Genomic DNA, 25307 nt, shown 5'->3' with positions numbered 1-25307 from the left:
AACGAAGAAACCGTACCCCAAGGAGCAAGATCCATGCTGTTAAAAACCCGAAAGCGCCTTCTGGCCAGTGCCATTACCTCCATGCTGATAGCAACCGGAGTGTCTGCCGAACCCAACAAAGGCGGCGACATCATCGTGACCTACCAGAACGACGTCGCCACCCTCGACCCAGCCATCGGTTACGACTGGCAGAACTGGTCAATGATCAAGAGCCTGTTCGACGGCCTGATGGATTACGATCCGGGCACCACCGACCTGCGCACCGACCTTGCCGAAAGCTATTTGCTTTCTGAGGATGGCAAGACCTACACCTTCAAGCTGCGCAAGGGCGTCACCTTCCACAACGGCCGGGAAATGACCGCCGAGGACGTGAAATATTCCCTGGAGCGGACTGCCAATCCGGACACCAAGAGCCCCGGTGCTGGCTTCTTCTCCCCCATCGTGGGTTATGACGCGGTCGCCGCCGGCGAGACCACCGAGCTGGCGGGCGTGACCGTCATTGACGACTATACCGTGGCCATCGAACTGACCGCGCCCAACGCCACCTTCCTGCATGTGATGGGGCTCAACTTCGCCTCGGTGGTGCCCAAAGAGGCGGTCGAAGAATACGGTGAGGACTTCGGCAAACACCCGGTTGGCACCGGCGCCTATGAGCTGGCCGACTGGACCCTGGGCCAGAAACTGACGTTCGAGAAGAACGACGACTATTTCCGGGACGGCGTCCCCTACGTGGATACCATCACCTTTGAAATCGGCCAGGAACCGCTGGTCGCCCTTCAGCGCCTGGAACGGGACGAAGTGGATATCGCCGGCGATGGCATTCCACCGGCCAAGTTCCTGCAGTTCAAGAACGACCCGCGTTTCCAGGACCTGATGGTCACCGGCAACCAGTTGCACACCGGCTACCTCACCCTGAATGTGACCATGCCTCCACTGGATGACCTAAAGGTTCGCCAGGCCATCAACATGGCCATCAACAAGGACCGGATCGTGCGCATTATCAACGGTCGCGCCACTCCGGCCAACCAGCCCCTGCCCCCGGCGATGCCCGGTTACGATGAAGACTACGAAGGCTTCAGCTTCGATCCGGAGGCCGCCAGGTCACTGCTGGCGGAAGCCGGCTACCCCGACGGTTTTGAAACCGAACTGTTCGTGATGAATACCGATCCCCAGCCCCGTATTGCCCAGGCCATGCAGCAGGATCTGGCCAACATCGGCATTACCGCCAACATCCGTTCACTGGCACAGGCCAACGTGATCGCCGCTGGCGGCGTCAAGGACCAGGCTCCGATGATCTGGTCAGGCGGCATGGCGTGGATTGCCGACTTCCCGGATCCTTCAAACTTCTGGGGCCCGATTCTCGGCTGCGACGGCGCGGTTCCCGGTGGCTGGAACTGGGCCTGGTACTGCAACGAGGAACTGGATGCCCTGGGCGCCAAAGCCGATGCCATGGCTGACCCGGACCGGCAGGAAGAACGCGCGGAACTCTGGGGCAGTGTCTTTACCCAGGCCATGGATGACGCCCCCTGGGTGCCGATCTTCAACGAGCAGCGAGTCACCGTTCATTCCAAGCGCATGGGTGGCGACGATGCCCTGTATGTGGACCCGGTCCACGTCCCGGTCAACTACGACTACATCTGGGTGAAATAAATGTGTGACAACGGTTTAGTGAAAACCATCCATGGGCATCACCATCACCATGGCTGGGATAACAGCCTGGAACCGGTTACCAGAGTGGCCCCCGGGGCCACTCTGGAGCTGGAATGCAAGGACTCCGGAAACGGTCATTTCACGCCAGCGTCGACCACCGACGCCGTCGCATCCATGCCGTTTGACAAGATCAACCCGGTCACCGGGCCGGTCTTTGTCGAGGGCGCCGAACCCGGTGACATCCTGAAAATCACCATCGACAGTTTCCGACCCTCCGGCTTCGGGTGGACAGCCAACATTCCCGGCTTTGGTCTGCTGGCAGACCAGTTCAAGGATCCGGCACTGGCATTGTGGAACTACGACACCTCCAGCATGGCCCCGGCCATGTTCGGTGACCATGCCCGGGTGCCGCTCAAGCCATTTGCCGGAACCATCGGCCTGGCACTGGCGGAACCGGGGCTGCATTCGGTGGTTCCTCCCCGCCGGGTTGGCGGCAACCTGGACATCCGGGACCTGAACGCAGGCTCAACCCTGTACCTGCCGGTGGAAGTGGCCGGGGCCCTGCTGTCCATCGGCGACACCCACGCGGCTCAGGGCGACGGTGAAATCTGTGGCACCGCTATTGAAAGCGCCATGGACATCACCGTCACGGTGGACCTGATCAAGGACACCTCGCTGGCCATGCCCCGTTTCTCCACCGCGGGACCGGTCACCCGCCACCTGGACAAGGACGGCTACGAGGTCTTTACCGGCATCGGCCCGGACCTGCTCCAGGCGGCCCGTGACGCGGTCAGTGGCGCCGTGGATTGGGTCGCCCGGGAGCAGCGCATGCCCGTTGAGCAGGCCTACATGCTCTGTTCAGTATGCGGCGATCTGCGAATCAGCGAGATAGTGGATGTGCCCAACCATGTGGTGTCGTTCTATGTGCCCAGAGTGGTCTTTAACTAGGAGGTAAAAATGACAGTCCCTGCATCAGCAAATGTCAGGCAGACGCTGTTATCGGTTGAGAATCTGAGCATTGAGTTTGGTCAGGGACCGTCCCGAAAACGAGTGGTCGATGACCTGAGTTTCCATATCCAGCCCGGGGAAACTCTGTGTATCGCCGGTGAGTCCGGGAGCGGGAAATCGCTCTCGGCACTGGCCATCATGGGCCTGCTTCCGAAGATGGCCCGGTTACCCAGCGGGGCCATCCTTTATGACAACCAGGACCTCCTGAGCCAGTCAGAACGTGAGATGCAGGCCATCCGGGGCCAACGCATCGGCATGATCTTCCAGGAACCCATGACCTCACTGAACCCGATTATGCGCATTGGCGATCAGATGATGGAGACCCTGAAACGCCATCGCATCGCCACTGGCGAGGCGGCCTGGCAGCGCATACGAGCCATGCTGGATGCGGTGAAGATCCCGAAGGTTTCCGAACGCCTTCGCCAGTACCCCCATGAACTCTCCGGCGGCCTCCGCCAACGGGTGATGATCGCCATGGCCATGCTGTGCAGCCCCCGGATCCTGATTGCGGATGAACCGACCACGGCACTGGATGTGACCATCCAGGCGCAGATACTGGAACTGATCCGGGAGCTTCAGCAGGAATACGACACCGGTGTGCTGATGATAACCCATGACATGGGCGTGGTGGCCGAGATGGCTGACGACGTAGTCGTGATGAACCGGGGCCTGGTGGAGGAAACCGCCCCGATCCGCACGCTGTTCTCCAGCCCCGCGGCGGACTACACCCGCAAACTCCTGGCCGCGGTGCCCCGGCTAGGCACCGCTCCCCCGCTGGAGGAGCGCCCTGAAAAACCGGCCGTTCTGGAAGTGGAGGCACTGAATGTCCGCTACCCCATGCGCAAGAAATCGCTGTTTGAGCCAGCCACCGAGGTTCACGCCGTCAACGACGTGAACTTCGAACTCTATGAAGGGGAAACCCTGGGACTGGTGGGCGAAAGCGGTTGTGGCAAGTCCACCACCGGTCGGGCACTGATGAGCATGCTCAATTTTGAAGGATCCATAAAGGTCCGCGGGCGCGACATCCGGGGACTGAAAGGCAGCGCCCTGAAGGCGGTCCGGCAGGATATCCAGATGGTCTTTCAGGATCCGTTTGCCGCGCTCAATCCCCGCAAGACCATCGCCGAACTGGTGGGCGAACCACTGCTGATCCACGGCCGGGGGAGCGCGGAAGAACGCACGGCCCAGGTGGCCGAACTGCTCGGTAAAGTCGGCCTGCCCGAGGCTGACGTCATGACCCGTTATCCGCACCAGTTCTCCGGTGGTCAGCGACAGCGCATCTGTATCGCCCGGTCCCTGGCGCTCAACCCCCAGATCATTGTGGCCGATGAGCCCGTCTCCGCTCTGGACGTATCGGTGCAGTCACAGGTTCTTGATCTGATGGAGGACCTGCAACGTCAATACAATCTCAGCTATCTGTTCATCTCCCACGACATGGCCGTGGTTGAGCGCCTGTGCCACCGGGTGGCCGTGATGTTCGGCGGCCGGATTGTCGAGATCGGCACACGGGATCAGGTACTGCACAACCCGCAGCACCCTTACACCAAACGCCTGCTTTCCGCGGTGCCCATACCGGCACTGGACAGCAAACGGGATTTCAGAAGCCTGCTGGCCGACAGTCAGGCCCCCGACCCGATTCGCCCCAAAGGTCAGGCCATCGCACCGAGTCAGTATGACGAGGTTGCCCGGGGCCACTGGGTCGCCATCGAGGCCTGATCACGCCGGACGACAAACGGTTGAACCGAGCAACGCCCACAATATGGAATAACCAAAAAACTTTATGGAATAAGTGAGCCAACTCAAGTTATCCTGTTCCCTCCTTACCTATACTTCTGACAGTCATCAATCCGGAGGGAACACCATGTCAATGAAACCCATGGCGGCAGCCCTGCTGCTCTCAGCCTTCCCGGTTCTGGCAACGGCAACGCCGGCTGAACCGACAACCGACGAGCTGGTCTCCGAGGCCCGGGCCCTGGTCAAGAACTTTGGCGGGACACTCAAGCAGGCGCTTCAACAGGCGGTCAAGGATGGCGGACTGGCCAATGGCATTGCCGCGTGCAACACCCTGGCCCCGGAGATCGCGGCACAGAACAGTCAGGGAAGCTGGGAAATCGCCCGAACCAGCCTGAAGCTGCGCAATCCGGACAATGTGCCGACTGAATGGCAGCAGCTTCAGCTGCAGGCAATGGATGCGCAACCGGTAAGGGACGGTAAACCAGTGGAAGTTTGGCAGGTGTCAGACGCCGAAGGGCAGCCGCGCTTTCAGTACATGAGCGCCATTCCCACCCAGGGTATGTGCCTGAAATGCCATGGAACCTCCATTGACCCGAAAGTGCAGGCAAAACTGAAGGAACTCTACCCCCGGGACCAGGCCACCGGCTTTTCCGAGGGTGAGCTGCGCGGTGCCTTCGTGGTGACCTATCAGCCCTGAGCCACACCACCTGACAGACAGCGGCTGCAGAAGGCATCCAGATCCCGGACCTCCTCCAGGCAGACACTGTGCTCCATGCCATAACGGTGGTACTCCGGCTGGTAGCCCTGCTGCTCCAGGGTGGTAACGGCCGCCCGGCCCAGGGCCTCCGGCACAATCGGGTCGTGGCTGCCATGCCCGATGAACACCGGCAGGCCCTCATTCGCCGGGGAGCGCTGGATGGAGCCGGCGGTGGCGTAGTAGGTGGACAACGCAAACAACCCGGCCAGCCGCTGCGGATAACTCAGGGCCAGTTCATAGGCAACGGCTCCGCCCTGGGAGAAACCACCCACCAGAATGCGCTCCGGTGCGATCCCCTTTTCCCGTTCCTGATCGATCAGTCGGCCGGCCTGTTCTGCTGACACCCTCAACTGCTTCTCATCCACTTCCCGGTCAATGTTCATCGCCAGAATGTCGTACCAGGCAGGCATGCGCATGCCACCATTGACCGTCACCGGCATTTCCGGTGCGTGAGGGAAGATAAACCGAACGGCATGCTCACGGGCAAACGCCAGCTCTGGCACCAGAGGCTCGAAATCATGACCACTGGCTCCCAGGCCATGCAACCAGATGACACTGGCATCCGGGTTTTCACCGGTCTCGATAATCAGACTTTCCAGGGAAGACATTGGCGACTCCTGCAGACAAATGGATGCCAGAGGATACCAGAACCGGAACACCGGCGTTTACCCTGAGACATCTGCAAAGCCCGGATGCCGGCTGGGATCAAGTGTCAGCCATTCCCTGCGGCAATTGGCCGCTTGGCAATGGCTCTGCAGCAGTTATATGTAGATAATATAGTCAGTAATAAGGATTCATTGGCAAGACGTTCTGGCCACCAAACACCGATGGAGAGACTTCAAAGCAATCCACTGGCGCTCAGCCCCATACCATGACGGCTGCCTGCTATACACGCTTCAAAATTCGGATATGATGGACAGGCATTTACTCATGCCGCATGGCTGGATTCATGGATATTTTTGAGCAGAAAAGACGCATTACCACCATCGCCATTGTGGCCGTGGTAATGACCGGCGTAACCATCGCGGCTATCGTCGCTATCCCGCTCATCAACACGCTACACAACAACGCCGTCGAATCCGCTGCCAGTGTGGCACGGGCCAAGGCCCGTAACCTCCATACCCTGTTTGACCAGCACCAGGACCTGGCACGCCAGACCGCCAGCCGCTCGGAGCTGGCCGCAGCCATGGCAGATTACGCGCAAGGGAAGATGTCCCTGACTGCTCTCAAGACCTTTTCGGAACCCCGCCTGAGTGATGCTATCGCCCCCCTCGATAATCTGGCGGCGCTCATCCGTTATGATCGTGAAGGTCATGAAGTGATCCGTCTTGGCCCACTGGCCGGAGTTCTGCCCGAGAACATCCAACCCTCCATCCGGCTGGATATCCGCAACTTCCCGCTGGCTGAAACGCCGGACGCGGATACACCGCTGATGCTGGCCAGCAGCCCGATAACCCGGAACGAGCGGGTCGTCGGTCGTGATCTGCTGCTGTTTTCCCTGACCCCGCTCAAGGGCGTATTCCTGAACGAGAATGAAACAGGCATCGGGGTCTGCCTGATGAAACGGGATATGTCCCGACGAGTGGCACTGAACGAAACCACGGGAAAGATGGAAATCACACCACCTGAGCTCTGTCTAGCCATGCGCGAGGGCGTCGACAAGCCCGAGGAACTGGAGCATTTTCACGCACGGCTTGATGACGGCACCGACGTACTGTCATTCGTCAACAGGGTGGACGGCTACGACTGGCAATTACACATGCATCAGACCGTGGATGCCATTTTCGGGGGTGTGGAACGGCAGATCATGCTCAGCGCCGCAGCCATTCTGGCATTGTCCGCCGTCGGGGGGCTGGGGGTCTGGCTTTCCATCGGGCCGGTTACCACGGCACTCGTCCGGCAAACGGCCGAAATCGCGCGGTCAACGGAGGAACTGCGCCTGGCGCATCAGGTATTCGTCCATACCCACGAGGCGATGATCGTTGCCAATGCGGACCTGCAAATCATTCGGGCAAACCCGGCATTCACTGAAATCACGGGCATCGACTTAAAAGACCTCGAAAACCGGAGCATCAGCGAGTTCCTCGACGCCGGGCGCAGAAAGCACCCGTTGCCCGAGCAACTGAAGCAGAGGCTGATTGCCGAGAATGCCTGGCAGGGTGAAGTCTGGCTGAAAACCCTGAACGGCCAGAGCCGCCCTTACCTGCTGACCATGTCACCGGTCCGGAACGAGCGTGGACAGATCCAGCAGTTGGTTCTTGCCTTCAGTGATATCAGCGAGCGGATCCGGGCCGAGGCACAGATGCTGCGCCAAGCCAACCACGACCCACTGACCGGACTGCCCAACCGGATGGCCCTCAACCTGCATCTGAAGCAGGCCATAGAACAGGCCCGCCGTGATCACGGACAGTTTGCGGTTATTTATCTCGACCTGGACCGTTTCAAGCCGGTGAATGACACCCTCGGGCACCAGGCCGGGGACGAGCTTTTGCAGCATGTCGCCAGACGCCTGGAGCACTGCATTCGCCGGGAGGACATTGTCGGCCGGCGCGGGGGCGATGAGTTTCTCATTGTGTCCGGGCCTCTGGATCGCCCGGAAGATGTCGAGTTGATTGCAGAAAAGACCGTTATCGTACTGAACCAGCCGTTCCGCGTTCAGGGGCAGGATGTCCAGATCGGGGTATCCGTGGGCGTGGCACTCTTTCCCGATGACGGCCAGACGGCCGAGGAACTGCTGAACCGGGCCGATATGGCCATGTATCAGGTCAAAGGCTCCGGGCGTAACAACGTGGCCTATGCCTGAACCTCTCAGGACTGTTCATATTCCCGGACCAGTTCCGACAGGAAATACATGCCGGCAGAGCTGAGAAAACACCGGCCCGGGCCGGCTCGGAACAGCAGGTTGCGCTTGTCCAGATAATCCACCGCTTCGCTCACCCCTTTTTCAAACCGGGCCGCGCGCAGTATGTCCTGGTACTCGTCATCCGTTGACAGCGCCTGCAGGTCCTCCTCGTTCAGTCCCGCGTCCGGCCGGCCAAGATAGTCCAGGTCACGCCCGCTACGGGCAAAGTAACGCCCAATCAGCAGCAGGACCACCTGCACGCGAAAGGCATTCTCATCGTGCTCCTCGTTGTCCTCGTCACTGCTTTCCTTGAGGTAGAAAAAGGCCCCATCCTCGTTGAACACCAGCTCGCTGCCCAGGTGCTCATAGAGGGTTCGGAAATGACTCAGATGATTGTACAGCAGGTTGTAGTGAGGGTTGGCCACCAGTTCGGAGCGGTTTTCGTCCCAGAGATCACGCACAATCACCCGCCCGGACTGGAATTCCCGGTAGATGGCAGCGCTGTGGGCCGGCAGAACGTCCTCAAAACCGTCACGGCCAGTGGCCGGAGTCTGTTCAGGGTTGGGCGGGGTCTGATCAGCGTATTCAGTCATCGTCTATCTCTGTCTCTGATTCAAGCCGGCGTTTACGGTAAACAAACTGCTCCGGAACTTCCTGTTCCCCTTCCGTCAGCTCCAGCGTCCGGAACCGGTTGGTGGTGGCAACCCGGAAACCCTCCGGTGGATGGTTCAGCAGGCGGTTCAGCGCCGCCAGCAGATCGGGGAAACGGTAACCGGGCATAAAGCCGTCCAGGCGGCCATGAAGCTCCCGCACCAGATCGCCGGTCGGACGCAACCGGAGTGTCTCGAGCCAGTCGTAGAGCTGACGGATCCGCTGCAGGTCCACATGGGTCTGGCGGGCACTGCCTTCCACTTCCTGCAACACGGGAATCTCGTTCTGCCGTCGCAGGTCCGAAAGCCTCAGCGCCAGCTCGCTGAACATCAACTGGTAATAGCTCGTTGAGGATCCGAAGGCATAGTGTTTTGGCCTTGCCTGCGCCCTCAGCCCCAGCAGGAAGCCCGTGCCCCGTGCGAATTCGCCTCCCTCCAGCCATTTCCGGCGCATGCTGAGGGTTTCGGTTTCGCCCTTGAGCTCCCTGAGCTGGGCATAGAAGTGCTCCATGGCGTTGTACTGCACCATCCCCCGCCGGGTCTTGCGCAGAAAATGCTCCACTTCCCGGGCAACCGCCTGAATGGGCTTGTAAAGAGCGTTAAGACTGAGCGAGGAACGAAACAGTTGGTCCGCCAGCTCATGGTCGCCGTGGCTCTCCAGTTGCGCAACCATGGCCTCCAGGGTTTCAAACAGGTTGCTGCCGTCGGCAAGCCGTGTGTCTGGATTGAGAAACACCAACGTGGGCTTGATGTGGCGTTCATACAGGGTCACGATCTGTTCGAACAGGTTCTGCCGGAACTCCGGGAACCTGTCCGGCACCCGGCTGGCATCGCCCGACATGTCCGCCAGTTGGGTGCTGATGCTCTGCATGCGGATCACGTTCTGGCGAAGAAGACCTATAAGCTGGCTTACCCGCTCGTTCAGATCATCCCTGAGTTCGGTGAAATCAGGATCGGATTCACTGAAGGTGCTCAGTTCCAGCCGGTCACGGACGTCCCGGAGGGTCACCAGATGGCCCCTGAGACGGGCGTCGGTCAACTCCTGGTAGAGCGAGGCGTTGCAGGCCCGCATCAGGTTCAGCAGAGCCTCCTGAAACACCAGCCGGCGTTCGCCATCGGCCTTGACGATGTCGATCACCAGCCCGGACCGGAACAGGTTGTCGGTATTCAGTGCCAGTCGCACCCGGTCCCGGTCCGCCCGGCCCAGATTACGACTGTACTCCATCACTTCCGCCACCAGATCGCTTTCAAGCACGTAGCGCTGCTCCCTGCGATCCATCCGCTCAATCAGGCGGAACAGAATCCGGGGATGGTCAAACAGCAGCCGGGTGGTATCCAGCGTACTGAAGCGTTTACTCATCGGCCGGCTCCAGCAGGTTATCCTGGCTCTGATCCACCCAGTGGCTGACCGGCTGGTCGCCGGTAAAGCCTTCGGCTCCGCCCCAGAACACCAGACTGCGCTGGGGGCTGTAAGGCCGGCGTGTGCGCATCTGCCCCACTTCCAGATGTCGCCCGATGAGATAAATCACTTCCGCGCTGGCGCTGTGGGTGGCGGCGGCAAAAAGATTGAAGCCCTGGTTGCCCAGGCGCTCAAGCAACCCCGGCACCTGCGAGATATCAACACTGGCCAGCTCATCCAGCACCAGCGGGAACGACAGTTCCACACCCGGGTACAGTACCCGGCGCAGCAGCCGGTACACCAGCTCCAGATTGATCAGGGCGGTGGTTGAGGTGGACTGGCCCTTGCGATCAAGGCCGGTGGCGTTCTCCTTGCGGGTGCGGTAGGAAATACCGGTAATGACCCGGTCCATGGTCAGGCGTTTGCTGCCATCCTGCTCGCCAAAAAAGTCCGCCACGAACACCCGCAACCGGTCATAGAAGGCATCCGACTGCAACTGGTTGCCATAGGGGTCGATGTTATTGGCTTCTTCCACCAGGTTCCGGAACTTCGGATCGGTGTGGATATCCACCCGGATTTCCACCAGATCGTTGATCTGCACGCCCTCCAGTTCCCGGTTAAGCTGGGCTTCAAACCGGGCAATGTGTTCATGGTTCGATTTCAGGGCCTGGCGATAGCTGGCCACCGTTTCGTTGTGAATGGCCACCTGTTCCTGATAGACCTTCCACTCTTCAGCCAGCCCCGCAAACAGGTCGGACAACCGACGGAAAGCATCCCGGATGGCCGATGGTGCCGGGCCATCCTTCTGGAGTTCGCCATCGGTATCCTCGAGCAGGCCCTGAAGAACAAACCGGGTCAGATGGGTGGTGATGTTCCGCCGCAGCGCTTCCAGATCGTCAAGGCGGGTCTGCAGATCGTCAAAGGCGGCAACCGAGACCTGTTCGGTGGCCATGACCTCCTCACACTGGGCGGCCTTGAGCTGCGGAAACCGGTGCTCGACGGTACTGACACTGCGCCGGAGCTGATCAAGCTCTGCCTGGCGCTCTTCGACACGATCCTTTTCAGCCCGGGCCCGGGCCGCTTTTTCCTGAACCGCATCCAGTCGCTCCTGCTCCAGCCCCGCCTGCTCTTCAATTCGGGCCAGGGCCTGCTCCGCGGCGTCTTTCTCGGAACTGGCATCACGCAACCGGGTTTCAGCCCCGGGGAACCGTTTGAGGGTGTCGAGATCCTTCTGTGTCGCCTGGATCTCCTTTTCCGTCCGCTCGATCAGCTTCGGTCGGTCCTGAGGCTGGTCGCCGGTTTCCGCCAGTTCCGCGCGCTCCCGCTCCAGACCATGGATTTCCCCCTGCAGGTGCTGCCGGCGGGCGGCATAATCCTCTTGCTGGGCGGGCACAGCCGGATAATGGGTATCGAACCACTGATAGCCATCACTTTGTGCTTTCAGCAGGCTGGAAAAGGCTTCGATAGCCTGACGGGCATGGTCATCCAGCGCCTCGCCGGGGCTGGCCTGGGTCAGTCGCTGGTCAATTGCCCGCAGAGGGGCAGCGACCGAATCGTCCAGTTGATTGGCCAACTGCCACTGCTGGCGGCTTTCCCGTTGCCCCAGATCGGTCAGTTGCTGCTCCAGCTCCTGCCGTTTGCGATCAATCTGCTCCAGGCGGACTTCTGCCTGGGCGGCACTTTTAAGCGCGCCGAGATGTGACTGTTTGCGCTCCAGTTCTTCGTTCAGCACGTCCTCGATTTCCCGCAGGCTCATATCGCCATACTGGGATGCCAGCAGTTCACCGTCGCGCTGATCCTGTTCCGCCCGCTTCAGGCTGCGCTCAGCAGATTTGATTTCACCCTTGAGACTACCGGCTTCCTGTTCCAGTTTTTTCAGGGACTGCGCCAGGTGCCGGACGGCGTCGTTGTGCTCCTGAAACTGACGGACAGCGGATTCTCTGCGCTGGGCCGAGTCCTTCAGGGCGTCCGACAGCCCCTCCCGGAAAGCGGCAAACACCTGCTGGCTTTCCAGCAGCTGGTGATAATCCTGATAGTCCTGGCTCAGGCGGTCGAACTGCGGGCGCTCCCGTTCAATGCGGTTGAGCTGGGTCTGGCGCTCACGGAGCTCCTCGTGCCGGTTGAGGAATTCGTCGATGTTGAAGTCGAAGGCGTCATCGGAAAACTTCTTGTCTGCCTCAACGATGCTGGCGACGGCATTCGCCATGGCCTGATCGTCCGCCTTCATTTCAAAGAGCAGCAGGATGAGGGTTCGCAGTGACTGGACCCGTCGCTCATCCGATTCACCCAGCGGCAAGACCGAGTAACGCACGGCATCGGCATCCATCAACTCGCTGCTGTAAAGCATGGTCCGGAGCCTGGCCGGATCGTTCACAAAACGGGTGTCCTTCGACAGCTTTTTGACCGCTTCCGAGACCTTTTTAAGGGACAGGTCCGCCCTGGCCTGGCCAATCCCGTCGGGGTCGTCCCCATCCCAGAACAGCGGCCGCAACTGGTCATAACTGACCGGGGCGAAAATCCGGCCGTAGCTGAGCTGGCTGCTGTTGTCCCGGTAAAGAATCTGGCAGTGAACCCCTGCCGGATTCTCGGCTTCCATGATCAGAAAACTGAACTGACTGGGAAAATAGTGCTGATAGCTCTCTTCGTTGGAATAGAAACTGCCGGCGCTGGCATTACGGAACGCGAACTTCTTGCGGCTTTTCCGGAAATTGTTCTCCGGCAACAGGAACAGACGCAGGGAGTTGAGCAGGCTGGACTTACCCAGATTTCCCGGCCCCAGAATCAGGCCGTGGTTATCCACCGGAATTTCCACGTAACAGAACCCCGCGGAGTCCACCAGCACCAGCCGGCGTATCCCGAAGGTAAAGACGTTCTCTGCCGCCCGAGTATCAGTCATGCGGATCTCTCTCCTGTTCCATGCAATTACCTGTTGCCGGGCCGTTTCAGCACGGGCGTTGCCAGCCCAAAGGTGTCAGCACGGCCTGGCAGGAAAAGCGCCATGGTAGCAGAGAAATGCCGCTGCAGTGACCTCAACGCCACCGGGACAGGACATGGGATTGGCGCCATCCATGGCGTGCAGATCAGCTCCTGGACAGTCGGAACTGCTCGATGGTTTTGTGCAGGGTTTCAGCCATGGACAGCAGGTCCCCGGCGATCCGGGCAGTCTCCTGGGCGTCGCTGGAGGTCTGCTCCGCTGAACGGCTGATTTCGATCACGTTGTGGTTGATGGATTCGGACACTTCGCTCTGTTCGTTCGCCGCGTTTTCCATCTCCTCATTCAGCCCGGTGATTTCCCGGACGGCGGCGGCAATGGTCTGCAGCTCGTTTTCCACTTTCAGGATCGCGTCCACCTGATCCTGGGCCAGTTCGGAGGCATGACGCATGGTGCCGACACAGTCCACCACCTCACTCTTCAGGCCATTGATGGTTTTCCGGATCTCCTCGGTGGAATCCTGGGTGCGGGAAGCCAGCGCCCGCACCTCATCGGCCACCACCGAGAAACCACGGCCCTGTTCACCAGCACGGGCCGCCTCGATGGCCGCGTTCAGCGCCAGTAGGTTGGTCTGGTCAGCAATCTCGGAAATCAGTTCCAGCCGGTCCGCCATTTCGGTGGTGCGCTGATCCAGTTGCTCAATCCGCTGGGCACCGGCCTGCACTTCATTGTTGAGTGATTCAATACCCTGCACGGCGGTGCGTGCCATCTGCTCGCCATTTTCCGCCGCGCGGGTGGTGTCACCGGATTTGCGGGCGGTATTGACGGCATTTTCACGCACCTGGACGGCAGACGCCGCCATTTCGGTAGTGGCGCTGGCCACCTGATCGGTGTTGTCTTTCTGTGCCAGAACTTCCCGCTCAGTGGTTTCCGCCTTGCCTGAAATGGATCTGGCGGCGGTCTCTACCTGTGCGGCACTCTGCTGAACCGTGAGCATGCTTTCGCGGATTTTTGCCACCATGCGATTGAAGGCACGGGCCACGGTACCGATTTCGTCGTTCCGGCTTACTTCCAGCTCGATGGAAAGATCGGAATTACGGGAGATTTCGTCCATACGGTCGTGCAGACGACGCAGACGGGAAAACACCAGTTTGCCGAGGAAAATGGTCGTCAGCGCGAAGATCACCACAAAAATCAGGATCTGGATACCACCATTGAACAACAACTGGTTTTGCAGTCGGGCATCACTGGCGGCCAGGGAATAATCGACCCGGATGGCACCGAGAATATCGCCCTCTTCTGCCTGGTGGCAGCCAAGACAGTTCACGCCCTGGTAGTTGGCGCTGGCAACCACCGGCTCAACCAGGGTATAGACCCGGCCTTCCTCGTTGCGGGAATAATGCTCCACCCGCTCGCCTTTCAGGGCCCGGTTCTCCAGTTCACCCTGGCTCTGCTCATCAATGTTGCCGTCGCCGTACAGGGCCTTCAACAGCTCACTGCGGATGACCCGAACATCCAGCACATCGTCAGGCGCGGTCACCTTTTCCCGCAGCATATCCCGGTTACCGATGGTGCCGGTCACCATCATGGTGTTCAGACCGTCAAAAAAGGATTTGGCCAGCCCATCCACATACTTGTGGGAATATTCTTCAACGTGGGCCCGCTGGGAGTAGGCGCCGTAGGCAATCGTGAAAACCAGGATAATGATAAACGCTGCGGCCAGTGCCGCCAGCAGCAGAAATCGGATGGAATAATGTTTTTTCATGACGCCCCGGCTTTGTGATCAGAGAGTTGCGACCTGATAGGAATGACGGCCAAGTGACGGATAACTTTATAGCGCGACGCCATTTTTTACATGACACAGGTCATACCGACAGCCGGCAACAGCCATTTACTGCAATTTTGCTGCCACCTCCGCCATAAATCTGGCCCGGCATTTGCAAAGTCAAAGAATAAACACATTCCCCGACAGATTCCCGGCAACTCTTTTCCGCCGGTGGAGGTAAATCAACCATGTCTTTGCTGGCATCGCTCATACAGGCAAGCGGCCGCTTTCAGCAGGCCATGGACAGTCGTCAGTCCGCGAAACCGGCCAGCGAGCAGGCCCAGACGACCACGACCAAGGCACCCGAAGCAGCCGGCACACCGGGCGACGACCGCTTCACTCCGTCCGGGCGGGATCAGGACAGCGAAGGCAGCCTGAAAACCCGAAACCTGTCAGTGGCGGAATACAAACAGACCATCGCCCAGGATCTGTCCCATGTTCGGGAAACCCTGCGGCACAAGCTTGCCGAGTACAATCTGAACCCGTCCACCGCCCTGAATGTCACCAAAGGAGAGGGTGGCCGCACCCAGGTCGAGGGCACGCTGCCGGATGCCGTCCGTGCCCGTATCGAACAGGACCTGAACAACAACCGGAGCTTTCAGGAGTCCTTCAGCCGGCTGAGCACCAACGAACCGACCCTGCACTTTGTGGATAACGCCCTGAAACTGAATCAGGCCTACGGCGTGCACAACTCCCTGCTGGACGCACTGGTCAGCGAAAATCAGCAGTTCAATGGCCTGCAGGACCTTGTCCACCGGTATGACAACCTCAAACGTAACGCCGGTGGCACGGAGATCAGCGCAGAGGACGCCCGACGTTACGCCTTCAACCTGAACACCCGGGCCTGAGGCCCGGGCAGAACATCATACCCTGAAGGGTTCCGGGTCACCCTTGCCGACCCGCACGATTTCCGGCACTTCGCCGGTGAAGTTGACCACCGTGGTTGCTTCCATGCCACAGTTCCCGCCGTCAATGATCAGATCCACTTCGTGTTCGAGGCGGTCACGGATGTCTTCCGGATCGGTCATCGGATCCTCTTCCCCTGGCATGATCAGGGTACTGCTCATGATTGGCTCACCCAGTTCGCCCAACAGTTCACGAACGATCTCGTTATCCGGGACCCGCACGCCAATGGAGCGACGTTTGGGATGCAGCAGCCGACGTGGGACCTCGCTGGTGGCATCGAGGATGAACGTGTAGGGGCCTGGCGTGAAGGTCTTGAGCAGTCGGTACTGGGTGTTGTCGACCTTGGCATAGACCCCAATGTCGGACAGATCCCGGCACACCAGCGTAAAGTTGTGCTTGTCGTCCAACCGCCGGATACGCTTGATCCGGTCCGTGGCCTGCTTGTCTCCCAGGTGACAACCGATGGCGTAGCCCGAATCGGTGGGGTAGACCACCACGCCCCCCTGACGGAGGATCTCCACAGCCTGCTTGATCAGACGTTTCTGGGGTGTCTCCGGGTGAATCTGGAAAAACTGGCTCATACATCTGCTCCCTGTTTCAGTTTGTCATCCATGGCCTGATCGCCCTTGGAACCGCCCATACAGTTCGGGGATTCCGGTGATGCCTGGCCACTGCTTTCCCATTCCTCCGGTGTATAGAGATGCAGTGCCAGTGCATGAACCGGCCCTGCCAGTTCTTCAGCCAATACCCGGTATATGCCCTGATGACGTTTGACCTTCATCTGCCCGGCAAAGGCCGGCGAGACCAGGGTCACCTTGAAATGCGTTTCCGAATCCGGCGGCACCGAGTGCATGTGACTCTCGTTTTCCACCACCAGCTCCCGAACATCGTAGGCCTCGCGGAGCCTGGCTTCGATCGCGTTCTGAACCTTCATCGTCATCCAACCTGTACGGTGTGTGTGCTTGCCAGTTTACTACACAATGGGGCGCAGCCCCGAACCTTGACAGCCTACCACTAAAGCGCCACATTGCCTGCCCACCCGCACAACACCAGACTCCATGCATCTTTATATTGCCGAAAAACCAAGTCTCGGACGGGCCATTGCCGCTGCCCTGCCCGGCCCTCACCAGAAAGGCCAGGGCTGGATCCGCTGTGGCAAAGGCAGCCAGGCGGCCACGGTCACCTGGTGCATCGGCCATCTTCTGGAACCGGCGGAACCCGCCCGTTACGATCCGAGCTGGAAAAGCTGGCGCCTGGAACACCTGCCACTGCTACCCAAGCAGTGGCTGCTGATGCCCAGGGACAGCGTCAAGCAACAACTGACGGTGCTCAAAGCCCTGATCCGACAGGCCGAGATCATCACCCACGCCGGCGACCCGGATCGGGAAGGCCAGTTGCTGGTTGACGAAGTCCTGGAACACGCCGGCGCGAAGGTTCCGGTGAAACGCATCCTGATCAATGACCTGACCCCGGCGGCGGTCACCAGGGCCGTGAACAGTCCCAGGGATAACAGCGAATTCCGGCAACTGTCGCTGTCGGCCCAGGCCCGCCAGCAGGCTGACTGGCTCTACGGCATCAACCTCACCCGCTTTTACACGCTCAGTTACCAGCAACAGGGTGAGCAGGGTGTCTACTCGGTTGGCAGGGTCCAGACGCCGGTGCTGGGCCTGGTGGTTGAACGGGATAATGCGATTGAACATTTCCAGGCGAAACCCTGGTACCGGGTGGAAGCACAATTCCATGCCCGGGAACCGGATGTCGACCAGCGACCGTTCATCGCCCGCTGGCTGCCCGATGAAAATTACAGCCAATACCTGGATGAAGAGAACCGGCTGCTGGACCCGTCGGTTGCACAGGCCATTGCTGCCAGTGTCGAAGGACGCCCGGGCCAGATCGTCGAATCCCGTTTCCGGGATCGGCGGGAAGCACCGCCCCTGCCCCTGTCGCTGTCGGTACTGCAGATTGAAGCCGGTCGTTTGTATGGCATGGCAGCCCGGGAGGTCCTCGATACAGCCCAGTCTCTTTACGAACGCCATCAACTGATCACCTATCCCCGCTCGGACTGCCGTTACCTGCCCGAGGATCAGCGCCAGCAGGCAAGCCAGGTTATGCAGGCCATCAGCCGGGTTGCCCCGGCACTCGAACCACTACTGGGCAACCTGGATAGCGGACGGAAATCCTCTGCCTGGAATGACCGCAAGGTGGATGCCCACCACGCGATCATTCCCACGACCCGAGGCAGCACCCGGGCCCTGAGCGATGCCGAACAGAAGATCTATGGCCTGGTCAGCCGTTATTACCTGATGCAGTTTGCGCCGGATGCCATTCACCGGGAGGGGCGTCTGACCGTGCAGGTTCAGGAGCACCGTTTTCGGGCCACCGAAACAGCCGTCGCCAGCCCCGGGTGGAAGACCCTGCAGATTCACAAACGGGATACCAGCGAGCCGGCGGAGAAAGCCCCCCTGCCCCGTTTGGACAAAAACGAACCGGTGGTCTGCAGCCAATGTGCAGCCAACGAACGCCAGACCCGGCCACCCCAGCCTTTCACCGACGCCACCCTGCTTCAGGCCATGACCAACATTGCCCGGTTCGTGGCCGATCCTGAACTGCGCAAGACCCTGAGGGAAACCGATGGGCTGGGTACCGAAGCTACCCGGGCCAGTATCATCGAAACCCTGTTCAAGCGCGAATACCTGTACCGGGAAAAACGCTTTATCCGGGCAACGGCCAAAGGCAAAGACCTGATCGCCGCGCTTCCGGACGCGGTGCGCACCCCGGACCGGACCGCCCGATGGGAATCAACGCTGGAGGCCATCCGCTCCGGGGAGGCAGACGCCGGTCTGTTTCTGACCAACCTGCGAACAGAAATTCAGGAGCTGATCCATCGCGCGCCCTCGGGGCAGGAACACACCGGCCCCCGGCAAGGCGTGCACTGCCCCAAGTGCCGGGCACCCATGGTCGAGAGAGAAGGCAAGTTCGGCGCCTTTTTCGCCTGCACACGGTACCCCAAATGCAAAGGCACACGGCCCATTGAGGACAATGCCCCGGAGGACGGCACCGGACAGAAACCCATTCCCTGCCCGCACTGTTTTTCCCCACTGGTACGCAGACGCAGCAAAAAAGGCTGGTTCTGGGGCTGCAGTAATTTCCCGGCCTGCCGACAAACACTGGATGACAACAACGGAAAACCGGCGCCCAGGTGATGTAATTTTACCTATGGGTGCTGAAGAGTGCCCGCTTTTCTGAAATAATCGTCCGGTAATGGCGTCTGTTTTCTGTACACACCGTACACTTCATGTACAGACTCAGACATCATAGGATAATTCGATCAAAGGTCAGGCTTGATGCGCATTGCTCTGCTTGAAGACGAACTTGAACAGGCGCAGAACATCCAGGCGGTTCTCTCGGAACGAGGCCATGTCTGTGACAGTTTCCCCACAGGCCAGTCGTTCCTGGGGGCGGTACTGCATCGCAGCTACGACCTGATGATTCTGGACTGGCAGATTCCGGACATGACCGGCATTGCTGTGCTCGAGAATGTCCGGGCCAACCTGAACTGGCCGCTGCCGGCCATCTTTCTGACCCAGCGCGACAGTGAAACCGATATCGTGCGGGCACTTGATGCCGGTGCCGATGACTACATCGCCAAACCGGCCCGGGCAGCGGAACTGGTGGCCCGTATCAATGCCCTGGCGCGCAGGAGCAACCCGGAAACCGACAAGGAAGTACTGGTGTATGGGCCATTCGAGGTCAACACTCATCAGCGCAGCATCGAGTTACACGGCGAGCCCTTGACCCTTACGGACAAAGATTTTGACCTTACGCTGTTTCTTTTCCAGAACCAGGGTCGGCTGCTGACCCGGGAGATGCTGCTTGAGCGCGTGTGGGGACTGACCCGGGACATCAACACCCGGACCGTCGATACCCACATGAGCCGCCTGCGCCGCCGGCTGGGACTCAATCCGGAGAACGGATTCCGCATCAAGACCATCTATCAACGGGGTTATCGGCTTGAGGCCATTAAGCCCTCAGACGAAACCCCTACCGAGTCAGCCCAGACCGCCGATGCCTGAGTTCGTTCGCCGCTGCGCCCTGCTCCTGGTTCTTGCCCTGGCGCCTGCCATCGCGCTGGCAGGGCTCTCCATTGCCCGTGGCTCGGCATTGCCGAACAACACGAGCGGTGCCGGCGTCACGCCTACCTGGCACTACACCATGGCCGAGGGCGACAGTGTTGACGCCGTCGCCGGAAAGCTGCTGGCCAGAAACCGTTCAGCCGCCCAACTGCTTCGTTTCAACGGCCTCAGTTCAGCCAGCGAACTGGAGGCCGGTGACCAGCTCAATATCCCTCTATCCTGGCTTGACCGCCAGCAGCAGCCGGCAAGCGTGGTATCGCTGACCGGAAACGTCTATCACATCTCCGGCAGCACCGGTCGCAAGCAGACCCTGCGCCGGGACACAGGCATCAATGTCGGTGATGAAATCCTCTCGGAAGCCGGCTCGGCAACGGTCAGACTGGCCGACGGTTCAGAGCTGCGCCTGTCCCCCCATTCAAGGCTGATGTTCAACCGCCTGACCCACTACGGATCGGCAGGGCTGGTGGATACCAGCCTTCGACTGCGTAAGGGCGAAGTGCACAGCCGGGTTGAGCCGATTACCACCAAAGGCGGCCATTTCGAGATTCGCACCCCCAATGCGGTTGCCTCCGTCAAAGGCACGGTGTTCTCCATGCAGACCCGGAGCACTGGCAGCGACGTTCAGGTAACCGATGGCGCTGTGGACTTTGGCCCCCCGGGCAAAACCCGCCGGATCCCGGCCGGTTATGGCGCCAGCGTCTCCACCGCGGGCAGCCGTGACCTGAGCATCCGCCAGTTGCCCCCGGCCCCCACACTGGACCCGATACCGGAGGTTCTGAACCAGCTGCCGGCCGAATTGACCTGGCAGGAAGACTGGCCAAGCCGCTATCGCCTGGACATTTTCAACCAGGAAACCGGTAGCTGGATACAGAGCCGGGAAGTTTCCGGCAACCGCTACGACATCAGTAAACTCGATAACGGTCGCTACGAGATCCAGTTGGCGGCCATGGACAACAGTGGTTTGACAGGCATGCCGGCCACCCGGGAAATTACCGTGGATCTGAAGGCCCGGGAGCCTACACTGATCGCCCCGGCCAACGGCGACGAACTCGATGACGACATGCCGGAATTCCGCTGGGATCTGAACGGAACCAACGAAGTAGCGCGGGTAGAAGTCGCTCAGACGCCGGCGTTTGAAGAGCTGGTCGCCTCCAGCGAATGGGCTCCTGAAACCTCGGCTCTGCCTTCCCAGCCCCTGTCGCCCGGCAAGTATTACTGGCGCGTGGTCAGTGAAGCCGGCGGTGATTCCGTGGCCCGATCGCCGGCACGGGAGCTTGTCATCAACGGGATGCTGCCACCGGTGCGTATCATCAGCATCAATTATCTGGAGTCCCAGGTCCGGGCCTTCTGGGAAAAAGTGGACACCGCCAGCGGCTACCGGCTCCAACTGTCCCAGGAACCGGGTTTCCAGAATATCATCAAGGAAGCGGACGTGACCGGCACCACGGCCGCCTTGCGCCTGATTCCCGGAAGAAGGTACTTTGTCCGGGTCAAGGCTCTGACCGACGGACCACTGGCCAGCCGATGGGGGCCGGGCAGAGAGCTGTACCTCGAATAATCATAGATCAGGGAAGCACAAGCAAGACGCATGAAAAGGGACTGGCTCGCTGTCACAATCATTTTCTGGTCCCTGAGCCTGGTCGCCATCGGCTATATGCTGGCGCTCACCGGATCCCAGCACCCACTGGCCTCCGGGCTTCTCTGGGCCCTGATCATCCTGACCGTCATCCATGGCATCCGGCTTGCCAAAATAGACCGTTTTCTCAAACGCCGACTGGACAAACATTGCCCGCGCGCCCAACCTCTCACTGAAAGAACCCGCCGCCCAGCAACCCAGCAGTTTGCTGACCCAGTTCCGCGCCCTGTTTCAGCCTGAAGGCTGGCTGTTGGCGGAAGGCGACAGTGTCATCGAGCACCGGGACATGTCGCTGGCGGAGGCACCGCCGTTACCACACGCCGGTCGCTGGCAGCACCAGCAACAGCAGAGCTGGATTCGCCTGCAACGGGGCGGCACCAGTTATCTGCTCGGGTTGTCATTGCGTAACGACCTGAGCCGCGAGGTTATCCAGCGCTATCTGCAGCACCTGACGTTGGGCAATGAACGCCACCGCTGCCCTACCGATCGCCCCGAAAAGCACATTTCCGCCCGGGTGGAACGGGTCAGGCTTGCCACAGACCGGCTGACCCGGATGCAGTCGTTCATGCGTCACAGCTTCGAACACATGCCCGACGGTATCATCGTCACTGATCAACTCGGCGCCATCCGCTTTGCCAACCAGCACATTGAACGCTGGTTCCATGAACCCATGCCCAGCATCTGCGGCATGCCCCTGGTCACCCTGCTGCAGGGGCACGATCCGCGGGAAGGCGTGCCCTGGCACGAAACCGTCTCCGAAACCCTGACCCAGCAGGAAAGCCGCACCGTCGATCTAAAACTTCATGGCAAGGACTTTCTGATCCATTTTGCGCCTTTTGAGCTGCCGGAAACCGGCCAGTTGGGCATCATTGCCAATATTTCCGATATTTCGGAACTGCGCGAACAGCAACGGCAGCACCGTGAAGCGATCGACTTCATCTCCCACGACGTGCGCTCGCCCCTGGTGTCCCAGCTTGCCCTGATTGAGCAACTGAAACGGGACCCCAGCCACGTCGATGAGCACCAGATAGAGCAGTTGGGCGTTCTGGCCCGACGCAGTTACCAACTGGCCGAAGAGTTTGTGCAGCTGGCGCGCGCCGAACAGCTGACCGAAACCCGCTTTTACGACTGTGAACTGCTGGCCATCGTGGAGAATGCCCGCGACAGTGTCTGCGAGCAGGCCATGAAAAAATCCATCAACCTGCAACTGAACGGAACTGAGGACCTGTGGCTGCGGGGTAATGCCGAATTGCTGGAGCGGGCCATCATCAACCTGCTGACCAATGCCGTGCAATACAGCCCCGAGCACTCAAACATCACCATCGAGGTATATCGGGCCGGGCACCTGGCCTGCTTTGCCGTGGCTGACGAGGGAGTGGGCATTGACCCCAGCGAACTGCCCTACCTGTTCGACCGCTATCACCGCCAGAAAAGCAGTGAACTGGCTGGCCCCCATGGCGCCGGGCTGGGCCTGTCGTTTGTTCGCACGGTGATCGAAAAACACCATGGTGAGATTGCCGTGGACTCGACACCACACGAAGGCGCCACCTTCACCCTGAAGCTGCCCATGGCCGACCCCATGATTTGATGGCAAAGCCGGGTGGCCGGGGCTAATCTGAAGTTACTGGACATAACCCGAAAAAGGAGTCGTTTCGTGATACTGACAAGAACCCTCACTGCCCTGCTGGCCGCTGCGCTTCTGGCTGGCTGCGCACCCAGCCCGATCAAGCATACCGAAGGCACCTCTGCCGTCACACAGATCAACATGTGGTCCTACAAAGGCAAACTGGAAACCACCAACTATGCGGTGGACACTTTCATTCCGGTGAACAGCCAGGTGGAAATCCTGGACACCAGTGGCAAGGCGATTGCCTTCCGGGTGCAGGAGACCGGGCAGCAGGTCACGCTGGTCAACATTGCCAAATACACCAAACTGTCCATCGATGAGATCTACGACCGTTACTTTGGCAGTCAGCCGGTCAGTCTGAGCGGATTCAGCAAACTGGAGCGTGATGCTATTGAGGAAGGCGGTATCGCCGAAGGCATGTCAAAAGAGGCCGTCCTGATTGCCCGGGGCTATCCGCCCGCCCACGAAACGCCGTCGCTGGAAAGTGACAGCTGGCGATTCTGGCAATCCCGCTTCGACACCATTGAAGTCCGGTTTGAAGACGGCAAGGTTTCGGACATCATTGAATAATCCGGGCGCGGGCGGCACTGCGGTGCCGCCCGTGCCTACTTCAGTTTGGGCGGGGTGTCGGACATCTCCTTGGGTTTTGTCCGCCACTTGATCTTCACTTCCACTTCCTGCTTGTCTCCGCCGTCGCTGGCCCTGACAGAAACCTGCAACAGGTTCTTCGGGCTCAGAACCAGATCCCCCTCGCTCTCCTGAAATTCCAGTTGGCCCTTTTTTACTGCGTTCGCCAGGGTGACCAGCAGGTCCCGGGTGGCTTGCCGGTCCAACAGGGAATCGTGGCTGAATTTGGTTTTCGACTTCATTGACTCGCTCCAACCAGCCGGCCCTTGCGACCGGGCTTGAATACTTTGGCCCGAGGATAGTCCCCGCTCAGGCCGACAACACCGCGCTTGCGATCAATCAGGGTGACACCCACGCCATGGCCCTCCAGACCTTCCCGCTTCCGGGAATGGGCATCCAGAGTGATATCCGCCTCAATGTGCACAAGCCCGTTTTTCAGGCTGATCCGCTGGCCACCGTGCTGATTGATGTGACCATGCACCAGCACCTGGATGCCCGCCTTCCTGGCACCTTTTACGCCTCTGTCGGTCAGCGGGAGATCCGCTTTGCGGTACTTGGTCCGGAAGGTATTGGCCAGCGGACTGTAATAGAAGCTGAACAGGTTCTGGGTCATCAGGTTTTTCTTGAAGGCACGGTTGGCATGTTTCACCCCGCGTTTGGCCAGCAGGCTCGCCATATGATCGTCCAGCCCGGCATGCAGGAACAGGAAAGCGCCCCGCTGGCGCACCAGCTTCATCTTTCTGAAAAACCAGCTGAATTCGCCTGACTCCTTGAGGAACAGCGACCGGCACTTCATGGCGGCAGCGTAAACCTGCCGCAGTGTCAGGCCAGCATTCTGACAGTGGCGCTCAAAACTGCCCATTTTGGATTCCATCTTGCGCATTTCGCGCTCGATGCCTTCCGGCGTCAGGAACCCGGCGGCAAAAAAGGGAAAGTTATCGAACCAGTCCGAATCCGGAAACAGCAGGTCGCGGCAGGCCTCCTCCGGTGGTATCCCCTCCTCCCAGCGGGTGCTGGCAAGGTACTGGTCAAACACCTCCCGGAACAGCGGGATCACCTTTCGGCCCATCCGGACAAACAGATGCTGGCTGCCGGTATCCGCCTCCCGCTCCAGCACCAGCAGCCCCATCAGCAGGCGAAGATCGTGGTTACCTGCCAGCAGTGTGACGTCCGCTTTCAGTCTGTAGAGATGCGCAAGGCTGCGCAGAAGATCCAGATTGCTGGGTCCCTTGTCCAGACAATCTCCGCCGATAATGATTTCCGCCTTGCGGCCAAAGCGGGTGAGCTCGTAATCACAGAGACTGGCACCATCCCGTTCGATCACACCGGCGGCAATCAAGGACGCTTCGAACGCCTCGGCATCGGCATGGGGATCGGAGATGAAGACCACCGTTTTCTTTGGCCATTCGAAGCTGTCTTTCTGTGATCGCCGCAGAAAAGTAGCCAGAGCCTGGTCGTCATTGACCGACGCCTCATCGTCGGGCCATGCGCCCCACGCACGGGGCATCCGGTCGAGCACCGCCTGGTGGTATTTGTGGTCACGAACCTTCGGAATGAACGCTGATCTCGCCATGGCGTGTG

General features: G+C 59.9%; 20 protein-coding genes. 11 read left to right on the top strand and 9 right to left on the bottom strand.

The genetic code is table 11. The features are described from left to right. Positions 1–33: 33 nt before the first annotated feature. The 4 genes from HNR38_RS15615 to HNR38_RS15600 all read left to right on the top strand — a co-directional run bounded on the left by HNR38_RS15615 (position 34) and on the right by HNR38_RS15600 (position 5089). The gene (locus HNR38_RS15615) at positions 34–1650 is read left to right on the top strand and encodes an ABC transporter substrate-binding protein (RefSeq protein WP_246362742.1); all 1617 of its coding nucleotides are present in this window, start codon (positions 34–36) and stop codon (positions 1648–1650) included. Further along, positions 1651–2598, top strand: coding sequence for an acetamidase/formamidase family protein (locus HNR38_RS15610; RefSeq protein ID WP_183706010.1), 948 nt, complete (start codon positions 1651–1653; stop codon positions 2596–2598). A 9-nt stretch (positions 2599–2607) separates the two neighbouring features. Then, the gene (locus tag HNR38_RS15605) at positions 2608–4374 is read left to right on the top strand and encodes an ABC transporter ATP-binding protein (RefSeq protein WP_183706008.1); all 1767 of its coding nucleotides are present in this window, start codon (positions 2608–2610) and stop codon (positions 4372–4374) included. 145 nt (positions 4375–4519) lie between these two features. Next, positions 4520–5089 carry a Tll0287-like domain-containing protein gene (locus tag HNR38_RS15600; protein WP_183706006.1) on the top strand — a complete coding sequence of 190 codons (570 nt, stop codon included), beginning with the start codon at positions 4520–4522 and terminating at the stop codon, positions 5087–5089. Here the strand turns inward: HNR38_RS15600 and HNR38_RS15595 are convergent. After that, positions 5080–5757, bottom strand: a complete 678-nt coding sequence (locus HNR38_RS15595; protein ID WP_183706004.1) for an alpha/beta hydrolase — start codon at positions 5755–5757, stop codon at positions 5080–5082. The genes HNR38_RS15600 and HNR38_RS15595 overlap by 10 nt on opposite strands. A 341-nt stretch (positions 5758–6098) precedes the next feature. On the opposite strand from HNR38_RS15595, the gene HNR38_RS15590 reads away from it, so the two are divergent. After that, a complete protein-coding gene (locus HNR38_RS15590) occupies positions 6099–7952 on the top strand; it encodes a sensor domain-containing diguanylate cyclase (protein WP_183706002.1) in 1854 nt (617 codons plus the stop codon). A 5-nt stretch (positions 7953–7957) separates the two neighbouring features. Here the strand turns inward: HNR38_RS15590 and HNR38_RS15585 are convergent, their stop codons facing one another. From HNR38_RS15585 to HNR38_RS15570, 4 genes are all read right to left on the bottom strand, one after another. Beyond that, entirely contained in the window at positions 7958–8584 is a 627-nt protein-coding gene (locus tag HNR38_RS15585; RefSeq protein ID WP_246362741.1) for a condensin complex protein MksE, read from the bottom strand. Continuing rightward, the gene (locus tag HNR38_RS15580) at positions 8577–10001 is read right to left on the bottom strand and encodes a hypothetical protein (RefSeq protein WP_183706000.1); all 1425 of its coding nucleotides are present in this window, start codon (positions 9999–10001) and stop codon (positions 8577–8579) included. The genes HNR38_RS15585 and HNR38_RS15580 overlap by 8 nt, the downstream gene beginning before the upstream one ends. Beyond that, positions 9994–12936, bottom strand: a complete 2943-nt coding sequence (locus HNR38_RS15575) for a coiled-coil domain-containing protein (protein WP_183705998.1) — start codon at positions 12934–12936, stop codon at positions 9994–9996. Before HNR38_RS15575 ends, HNR38_RS15580 begins: the two co-directional genes overlap by 8 nt. Before the next feature lie 184 nt (positions 12937–13120). Then, positions 13121–14737 (bottom strand): methyl-accepting chemotaxis protein, encoded by a 1617-nt coding sequence (locus HNR38_RS15570; RefSeq protein ID WP_183705997.1) that lies wholly within the window; start codon positions 14735–14737, stop codon positions 13121–13123. A gap of 248 nt (positions 14738–14985) precedes the next feature. On the opposite strand from HNR38_RS15570, the gene HNR38_RS15565 reads away from it, so the two are divergent. Beyond that, positions 14986–15645 carry a hypothetical protein gene (locus HNR38_RS15565; protein WP_183705995.1) on the top strand — a complete coding sequence of 220 codons (660 nt, stop codon included), beginning with the start codon at positions 14986–14988 and terminating at the stop codon, positions 15643–15645. Between the two features lie 15 nt (positions 15646–15660). Here HNR38_RS15565 and HNR38_RS15560 read toward each other — a convergent pair whose 3' ends face one another. After that, on the bottom strand, positions 15661–16284 hold the full coding sequence (locus HNR38_RS15560; RefSeq protein WP_183705993.1) for an L-threonylcarbamoyladenylate synthase: 624 nt from the start codon (positions 16282–16284) through the stop codon (positions 15661–15663). Continuing rightward, positions 16281–16637 carry a BolA family protein gene (locus HNR38_RS15555; protein WP_183705990.1) on the bottom strand — a complete coding sequence of 119 codons (357 nt, stop codon included), beginning with the start codon at positions 16635–16637 and terminating at the stop codon, positions 16281–16283. Before HNR38_RS15555 ends, HNR38_RS15560 begins: the two co-directional genes overlap by 4 nt. A gap of 124 nt (positions 16638–16761) precedes the next feature. Between HNR38_RS15555 and HNR38_RS15550 the strand changes: the two genes are divergently transcribed. From HNR38_RS15550 to HNR38_RS15530, 5 genes are all read left to right on the top strand, one after another. Continuing rightward, positions 16762–18906, top strand: a complete 2145-nt coding sequence (locus tag HNR38_RS15550) for a DNA topoisomerase III (protein WP_183705988.1) — start codon at positions 16762–16764, stop codon at positions 18904–18906. A gap of 141 nt (positions 18907–19047) precedes the next feature. Continuing rightward, complete coding sequence (locus tag HNR38_RS15545; RefSeq protein WP_183705986.1) at positions 19048–19776, top strand: response regulator transcription factor; 729 nt, start codon at positions 19048–19050, stop codon at positions 19774–19776. Continuing rightward, entirely contained in the window at positions 19769–21394 is a 1626-nt protein-coding gene (locus HNR38_RS15540; RefSeq protein ID WP_183705985.1) for a FecR family protein, read from the top strand. The genes HNR38_RS15545 and HNR38_RS15540 overlap by 8 nt, the downstream gene beginning before the upstream one ends. Positions 21395–21677: 283 nt before the next feature. Next, complete coding sequence (locus HNR38_RS15535; RefSeq protein WP_246362740.1) at positions 21678–23060, top strand: PAS domain-containing sensor histidine kinase; 1383 nt, start codon at positions 21678–21680, stop codon at positions 23058–23060. A gap of 66 nt (positions 23061–23126) precedes the next feature. Then, positions 23127–23669, top strand: a complete 543-nt coding sequence (locus HNR38_RS15530) for a hypothetical protein (protein ID WP_183705983.1) — start codon at positions 23127–23129, stop codon at positions 23667–23669. Between the two features lie 35 nt (positions 23670–23704). Here HNR38_RS15530 and HNR38_RS15525 read toward each other — a convergent pair whose 3' ends face one another. After that, positions 23705–23968, bottom strand: coding sequence for an amphi-Trp domain-containing protein (locus tag HNR38_RS15525; protein ID WP_183705981.1), 264 nt, complete (start codon positions 23966–23968; stop codon positions 23705–23707). Continuing rightward, the gene (locus HNR38_RS15520) at positions 23965–25299 is read right to left on the bottom strand and encodes a metallophosphoesterase family protein (protein WP_183705979.1); all 1335 of its coding nucleotides are present in this window, start codon (positions 25297–25299) and stop codon (positions 23965–23967) included. Before HNR38_RS15520 ends, HNR38_RS15525 begins: the two co-directional genes overlap by 4 nt. Between the last annotated feature and the right edge of the window lie 8 nt (positions 25300–25307).

The organism is Marinobacter oulmenensis (genome assembly GCF_014201735.1).
Taxonomy (GTDB): Bacteria; Pseudomonadota; Gammaproteobacteria; order Pseudomonadales; family Oleiphilaceae; genus Marinobacter; species Marinobacter oulmenensis.
This window is presented reverse-complemented; position numbering and strand designations above follow the sequence as displayed.

Bases quoted from the DNA above. Each gene is read 5' to 3' on its own strand.
- HNR38_RS15590 (WP_183706002.1), top strand. From the start codon at position 6,099: ATGGATATTTTTGAGCAGAAAAGACGCATTACCACCATCGCCATTGTG.
- HNR38_RS15600 (WP_183706006.1), top strand. From the start codon at position 4,520: ATGTCAATGAAACCCATGGCGGCAGCCCTGCTGCTCTCAGCCTTCCCG.
- HNR38_RS15575 (WP_183705998.1), bottom strand. From the start codon at position 12,936: ATGACTGATACTCGGGCGGCAGAGAACGTCTTTACCTTCGGGATACGC.
- HNR38_RS15610 (WP_183706010.1), top strand. From the start codon at position 1,651: ATGTGTGACAACGGTTTAGTGAAAACCATCCATGGGCATCACCATCAC.
- HNR38_RS15550 (WP_183705988.1), top strand. From the start codon at position 16,762: ATGCATCTTTATATTGCCGAAAAACCAAGTCTCGGACGGGCCATTGCC.
- HNR38_RS15545 (WP_183705986.1), top strand. From the start codon at position 19,048: ATGCGCATTGCTCTGCTTGAAGACGAACTTGAACAGGCGCAGAACATC.
- HNR38_RS15560 (WP_183705993.1), bottom strand. From the start codon at position 16,284: ATGAGCCAGTTTTTCCAGATTCACCCGGAGACACCCCAGAAACGTCTG.
- HNR38_RS15540 (WP_183705985.1), top strand. From the start codon at position 19,769: ATGCCTGAGTTCGTTCGCCGCTGCGCCCTGCTCCTGGTTCTTGCCCTG.
- HNR38_RS15525 (WP_183705981.1), bottom strand. From the start codon at position 23,968: ATGAAGTCGAAAACCAAATTCAGCCACGATTCCCTGTTGGACCGGCAA.
- HNR38_RS15520 (WP_183705979.1), bottom strand. From the start codon at position 25,299: ATGGCGAGATCAGCGTTCATTCCGAAGGTTCGTGACCACAAATACCAC.
- HNR38_RS15555 (WP_183705990.1), bottom strand. From the start codon at position 16,637: ATGAAGGTTCAGAACGCGATCGAAGCCAGGCTCCGCGAGGCCTACGAT.
- HNR38_RS15570 (WP_183705997.1), bottom strand. From the start codon at position 14,737: ATGAAAAAACATTATTCCATCCGATTTCTGCTGCTGGCGGCACTGGCC.
- HNR38_RS15580 (WP_183706000.1), bottom strand. From the start codon at position 10,001: ATGAGTAAACGCTTCAGTACGCTGGATACCACCCGGCTGCTGTTTGAC.
- HNR38_RS15595 (WP_183706004.1), bottom strand. From the start codon at position 5,757: ATGTCTTCCCTGGAAAGTCTGATTATCGAGACCGGTGAAAACCCGGAT.
- HNR38_RS15565 (WP_183705995.1), top strand. From the start codon at position 14,986: ATGTCTTTGCTGGCATCGCTCATACAGGCAAGCGGCCGCTTTCAGCAG.
- HNR38_RS15585 (WP_246362741.1), bottom strand. From the start codon at position 8,584: ATGACTGAATACGCTGATCAGACCCCGCCCAACCCTGAACAGACTCCG.
- HNR38_RS15605 (WP_183706008.1), top strand. From the start codon at position 2,608: ATGACAGTCCCTGCATCAGCAAATGTCAGGCAGACGCTGTTATCGGTT.
- HNR38_RS15615 (WP_246362742.1), top strand. From the start codon at position 34: ATGCTGTTAAAAACCCGAAAGCGCCTTCTGGCCAGTGCCATTACCTCC.